Here is a 6583-nt window from a genome sequence, read left to right on the forward strand (position 1 = left end):
AAATAATTTTTATTTGTAAATTTTATAATATTACTTAGCAATTAAAATACCATCAAGTAAAATTTTTAAACTAAAATATAATTAAACATTATTTATTATTAAAAATATTATTTTAATTTTTATGAATATATATTTTTTAATTCAATAATCTTAAAAAAATGTTTAATTATTTTAAATTAAATAGTACAAAATATATACATGTGTGTAATTATTTTTAATATAAAATTTTTTAATTATATAATTTCATTTTAATATTTTTAAAATAATTAAAATGACAAATTATTAAAAAAATTATTTTCTAAAAAGTTGTTTTAAAAAAAATTTGATTTAAAATATAAATATAAAGAAATAATAATTTAATTTATTAAATAAAATTTTATTTTTAAAAATTAAAAAAATTTAAATTAGGAGGATAAAAATGAAAAGAATTAAATTTATTTTAGCGTTTTTTTTATTTTTATTTGTTTTCTCTGCTAATGTTTATGCTTTCCCAATGCTTGGGTTTGGTTTTGTTGGTTTGAGCCAAACAGTTCAAGAACAATCACAAACCGGTTTTCTTGATAATGCTTTATATGGTATAACTATAAGGTATAAGGGTTTTGGTATGCTTGGTTTTATTTTTGATATATTATATCTTGATACTAAATATTGGGTTCCATATGGGATGAACCCCACTGTTGTATATGGTCCTTGGCCATGGAATGATGTTAATAATACAATATATAATCCTGCTAAGATTGCTCAAGATGATTGGGAATATTATCATGACGAATTCATAGGTATGTTTGATCTTGCCTTCTTTTTAGCTTTAGGCAGAACTATATCTTTCCATTTTGCTTTTGGACCTACATATTGGTGGGCAACTCCATCTGATGCCTATAAAACAGATGATGATTTTAAGAAAGCTTATGATGCATGGTATGGTAAAGGTGGTTTTAAACTTGGGATGAACTTCAAACTTGGAGCAAATCTTGTTTTTGGTTTGATGGGAATTACTTTAGAGTACAACTATATAGCAAAAAGCATTAATGAATTTTTTGGTAGAGTTTTTGGAGATGATCCAAACCCCAATGATAAAGATTATTATGGAATGGATTATTTAAAAAGAATGGGATATTTAGAATTTGGGATTATTTTGTGGTTATAGTTAAAAAATGAGTAGATTTAATTAAATAAAATTAAAACTTTTAAAAAGAACTACCTTTAAGGTAGTTCTTTTTTTATTATAATTGGATTTCAAAAATAATATACAAGAAAAAAATATGATTTGGTTGATTAATTTAAAATGAGTGCTAATTAGAAAAATGATATAATAGTTTTTGAAGGAGAAATTTTATGAAAAAAATTATTGTTTTATTATTTTTTTTATTTTGTTTTTTTACTTCTATTTATGCATACCCTTCATATTTCTTTGATGATATTTTTGGTATAGGATTGGTAATTCACTCACAAGTAACTTCATCAGAATCTAGTACAGGTTTGTTTGATAGGTCTTTATGGGGAATAACTTTTAGGTATAAGTCTCCTAGTTTTTTAGGGGTATTGATTGATTTATTATATTTTAAAAAGATGTATTGGACTACTTATGGAGCATCACCATATTTTTATCCATATCCCTACTCAGAAGCTGAGTTTAAAAGTGCTTTTCCATCAATAAATTTAAGTGATTGGGATTATTATCATGAAGAATTTTTTTTACACCTTGATTTAGCATTATATTTTCCTCTATATCCATTTATGTGCCATTTTGCAATAGGACCATCTTTTTGGCTTGCAGGTGCAAACGAGGATGTATATGAATCGAATGCTTATTTTAAAATAGCATTTGATGAGTGGTATAAAGGAGGATTTACAGTTGGCTTTAATACGAAACTTGGTTTTTCTTTATTTTTAGAACCAATTTCAATTGGTCTCGAATGGAACTATATGACAAAAAGTGTTTCTGAATTTTTTGAAAGAGTTTTTAAAGATGATCCTGATTACACAGACAAAAAATACTATGGAATAGAATATCTTAAAAGAATGGGATATATTGAGTTTTTTTTAATATTATGGTTTTCTTGATATTTTTATTAATAAATTGATTGTAAAGAAAACTAGATAAAAATAAAAATTAAGATTAAAAATATAAAAAAGGGTTGCAACTTAAAAAGCAACCCCTTTTTTTAATAAAATTAAATATAATATCTATTCACTGTAGATTAATTTTGATATTTTACAATTATTGTAATAAAATTTTAATATATCTATAAAATTTTTTTGTTGTTTTGCCATATTATTTGCACCCCATTGGGACATTCCTATTCCATGTCCATAACCCTTACCATTAAAATAAACCATATTATTTTCAATTCTTGTATCAAATAGCAATGATTTAATAATAGTAGTACCAAATTTTTCCCTAAATGTTCTCCCTTTAATAGATAAATTAGTTCCATCATTAAAGATAAGATTTATTTGGTCTACTCTTCTATCTTCGTTTCTTTTTGTCAAAGTAATGCTAAATAAGTCTTTTTTTGTATTTAGGAGATTATATTTTATAAGTAAGTCTATAAACTTATTTACTTCTATATTATATTCCCAATTAATTGTGTTTTCTGAATATTCATCTAGTTTTATCTTATAATAAGGCAGGTCATTACCTCCCCATTCATATTTAGGAATAGTTAAAATACCACCTGATGAAGAATGGAAAAAAGCTTTAATTATTTCTTTGTTATAAGATAAAATTAGGTCTTTTGTTTCATTAGAATATATCAAAAAATCTTTATAAGAACTCAAATTAAAAACTTGATAGTTTGTAGAGTTTGTTATTTTAAAAGAAGGATTTGTAAGGATCTTTTCTACAACATATGTTCTTGAAACTACAGCTTGTGCTTTTAAAGCTTCTCTTTCAAATTTTGGTCCCATTTCTGCAGCTAAGACAGAAGCGACATAATCATCAAGCTCCAATTTTGATACTAGTTGCAAAAGAGAATTGTTTCCATTTTTGTCAATAAATATCTCTTTTCCAATATATTTATTCTTATAATAAAATCCAGTGTCAGTTAATATTGTGTTATTTAAATCTTTAGCTGTTAAATAATAATCTTTTTTATTATCTGTGACATAAAAATAGGTAGCTTCATCTATTAGTATGTTTACTTTATTAACATATTTAGGAACTTTTAATATATCAGTAATTTCATATAAAGTAGGTCTAACTTCATATGAATAGTTTAATTTACAGGAAAAAAAATTAATAAAAATTAAAAGTAAGAAAAATAATAAAATTAACTTTATTTTGACTTTTTTAGTTGTATTAAATAATTTATTCATATGCTCCTTTTAAATATAAATTTAAATTAATTTTTATTCAAAAACTTATTCATAAATATAAAAATAGATTTTATCTTTTCATTCCAATTGCAGTTTGTAGCAAAGAATCTGAAGTTTGAACAGATTTTGAATTAAATTCATATGCTCTTTGTGCAACTATCATTTGAACCATTTCATCTACAAGATTTACATTTGACATTTCAAGATATCCTTGTCTAACAGTACCAAATCCATCAATATTTGGCATACCTCTAATAGCTCTTCCTGAGTTTGGGGTTTCTTTAAATAAATTTTCTCCTATTGCATCAAGTCCTGCTGGGTTAACAAATCTATATAGATCAATTTGCCCAATTAATACAGGTATATCGTTATCATAAGTTTTTACAAAAATTTTACCTTGTGGAGTTATATTTATTGATTCGTAAATAAATCCATCGGGAAGAATGATTTCTGGTACAATTCGATAACCTTGAGATGTAACAACTTGACCGTTTTCATCGATTTTAAAAGAACCATCTCTTGTATATGCGAAGCTTCCATCTGGTAGTTGTACTCTGAAAAAACCTTCTCCTGCAATAGCAATATCTAATTTATTTCCTGTATGTTCTAAAGCTCCTTGGTGAAAAAGTTTTTGAGTTGCTGAAACTTTAGAACCATATCCTACCATCATTCCAACTGGTCTTACAGTTTCTTCTTCAATTGTAGTTCCAGCCATATAAAGCTTCTGGTATAATAAATCTTCAAATTCTGCTCTACCTTTTTTAAAACCGTATGTATTGACATTGGCTAGGTTATTTGATATCACATCTATGTTTACTTGTTGGGAACTCATGCCAGAAGCACCTATCCATAATGACCTTATCATTTTATCCTCCCAAAATTTTTATAAAATTATTATTTTTTATCTAACTACACCAACTTGATTTACCGTTTTTTCTGCAAGCATATCGTGAGATGTTAATGCTTTAGAATTAGCTTCAAAAGCTCTTTGAGCTTCTATAAGTCTTACCATTTCAATTATTGGATTAACATTTGCTGTTTCTAGATAACCTGAAAGAACATGCATATCTTTATTATTAATTAAATAGGGAACACCAGAATATTGAGTTTCTCTATACATTGAATTACCAATTTTTTCAGCATATTTAATTTCAGGGAAATTGTAGAATAAAATTTTATCAAGATACGAATATTCAGATTTGTTAAAATCTTTAACAAATATTTGACCAAATCTATCAATTATAAAATCTTTATCTAAAACATTTATATAGCCTTTTTCGCCTAAAACTTTAAATCCATCCTTTGTAACTATATAACCTTCACTATCAAGATTTAATTCACCATTTCTTGTATAAAATATTCCATAAGGAGTTTCAACTGAGAAAAATCCTTCTCTAAGTAAGGCAATGTCAAGTTTATTTTCAGTTTTGAGTAAATTACCTTGACTATAGTTTATGAATTTTTCATTAACTTCAACACCTGTACCAACTTTTCCAACTATAGGAGCAACATCAACTGAACCAAAGTCAAAAACTAAAACTTTATCATTCATTCTTCTTAGGAGCATTTGAGGGAATTCTTTAAATATTAATTGTTCTTCCTTATAAGATGTAGTATTGACATTTGCAAGGTTATTTGAAATAGTTGCTATTTTTTCAGCTTGTGTGATCATTCCAGAGGCAGATGTGTAAATTCCTCTAACCATATTTCCCCCATTTTAATTATTCAAACACTGAAGAATATTAACTTTAAAAATTTACTTATTAAAGCTTGTTTAGTTTATTAAGTTATCGGTAGATTATAAAAAATTAAACTTTTGCTATTGACAAAATTGAAAAAAGAATAAAAATAATAATATGGAAATTTTAATATTATTTATAAAAATATTTCTTATGATTTTTGTTTTATTCTTCTTCTTTTCATTAAAAGAAGTTTTTCTTAAGCTATACTTTTTAATTTTTTCAATTATGATTTTATTTTTTATAAGATTATTTTTAATAAATTCAATTTATTATGATTATATTTATTATCCAATTTCTTTTATTACTATTTCTATAGAATATTTTTTATTTGTAAAAAGTAGTATTTTTTTTAATTTTGGTTTAAAAACTTATATTCGATTTTATGATTATTTAAAGATTCCTGTCTATATTATAGATTCGTCATGTATTATGGATAATAGATTAAATTTTTTAATAAAAGAGCATGTTATAAAAGGAGTTTTTATAATTTATGATTTTATATATGAGGAACTCAAAAGAATTGCAACGAAAGAAGAGAATAAAAATAACATTATAATAGAAAATATGAGCAGATTAGATGAGCTTAAAAAGAAATATCCTCTTTTACTTATTGAAACAAAAAAAAATGAATTTAGGGGACCTGTAGATGATAAGTTAATTTATTATACAAGAAAAAATAGAGGTATTTTGATTACAAATGATTACGAATTGTATCAAAAAGCAAAAATGTTTGAAGTTGAGGTTATAGATATAAATATAATTGCAAACAACATGAAGATATTGAAAGTTCCTGGAGATAGAGTTTGTATAAAAATTATAAAAGATGGTAAAGAACCTGATCAAGGGGTAGGATACCTTGAAGATGGGACAATGGTCGTTGTTCATCAAGGCAAAGAATTTCTTGGTAAAAATATAAATGTAGTAATTGATTCAGTAATACAGACTCCAGCAGGTAGAATTTTATTTGGTAAAAAAATTGATGATGAAGTAGTTTCCGAAAACAAATGAAAAATCTTTATTAGATAATTTTCTTTATAAAATTATTTGAATTAAGTTAAAACTATATTAAAATAAAATTAATCTTAGATGAAAGGTTATTTTTTTTATGGTTAGACTTTTTGATTATTTGAAACTTGAAAATGTTATTGTTGTAGAAGGATTTAATAATAAAAGCGAGATATTTACTTTTATTGCTGAAAAATTTTCCAAGATTACTGGATTTGATAAGGAATTTTTATATGAAGAATTTATAAAAAGAGAAGAAAGCTTATCTACAGGTATTGGTCATTCCATTGCTATTCCTCACATCTTTATTGAAGGACTTGATGATATTTATGTTCTTATTATAAAATCAAATAGATTGTTAAATTATGGCTCTGTTGATAAACAACCGGTATTTTTAATTATTTCTTTTGTAGGAGGACTAAAAACTAGTAATAAATATTTAACTTTACTTTCACAAATTATAACAAATATTCAAAATAGAGGTTTACTTGAAAAATTGCTCGAAATTAAAGATCCTC

General features: G+C 24.7%; 7 protein-coding genes. 4 read left to right on the plus strand and 3 right to left on the minus strand.

Features of this window, described 5'->3' with window-relative positions; genetic code table 11:
- Positions 1 to 418 precede the first annotated feature (418 nt).
- Together N3A58_02645 and N3A58_02650 are read left to right on the plus strand one after the other, a co-directional pair.
- Positions 419 to 1147, plus strand: coding sequence for a DUF3300 domain-containing protein (locus N3A58_02645; protein ID MCX8058296.1), 729 nt, complete (start codon positions 419 to 421; stop codon positions 1145 to 1147).
- Positions 1148 to 1335: 188 nt separating this feature from the next.
- Complete coding sequence (locus tag N3A58_02650; protein ID MCX8058297.1) at positions 1336 to 2064, plus strand: hypothetical protein; 729 nt, start codon at positions 1336 to 1338, stop codon at positions 2062 to 2064.
- Between the two features lie 123 nt (positions 2065 to 2187).
- On the opposite strand, the gene N3A58_02655 is transcribed toward N3A58_02650, so the two are convergent.
- The 3 genes from N3A58_02655 to N3A58_02665 form a co-directional block, all read right to left on the minus strand.
- A complete protein-coding gene (locus N3A58_02655; protein MCX8058298.1) occupies positions 2188 to 3318 on the minus strand; it encodes a SpoIID/LytB domain-containing protein in 1131 nt (376 codons plus the stop codon).
- Between the two features lie 70 nt (positions 3319 to 3388).
- A complete protein-coding gene (gene flgG, locus N3A58_02660) occupies positions 3389 to 4183 on the minus strand; it encodes a flagellar basal-body rod protein FlgG (protein MCX8058299.1) in 795 nt (264 codons plus the stop codon).
- Between the two features lie 36 nt (positions 4184 to 4219).
- On the minus strand, positions 4220 to 5023 hold the full coding sequence (locus tag N3A58_02665) for a flagellar hook-basal body protein (protein ID MCX8058300.1): 804 nt from the start codon (positions 5021 to 5023) through the stop codon (positions 4220 to 4222).
- Positions 5024 to 5210: 187 nt separating this feature from the next.
- On the opposite strand from N3A58_02665, the gene N3A58_02670 reads away from it, so the two are divergent.
- Both N3A58_02670 and N3A58_02675 read left to right on the plus strand, forming a co-directional pair.
- Complete coding sequence (locus N3A58_02670) at positions 5211 to 6068, plus strand: hypothetical protein (protein ID MCX8058301.1); 858 nt, start codon at positions 5211 to 5213, stop codon at positions 6066 to 6068.
- 97 nt (positions 6069 to 6165) lie between these two features.
- A partial coding sequence (locus N3A58_02675) for a PTS sugar transporter subunit IIA (protein ID MCX8058302.1) occupies positions 6166 to 6583 on the plus strand: 418 nt, incomplete at its 3' end.

Source organism: Spirochaetota bacterium (genome assembly GCA_026415295.1).
Classification (GTDB): domain Bacteria; phylum Spirochaetota; class JAAYUW01; order JAAYUW01; family JAOAHJ01; genus JAOAHJ01.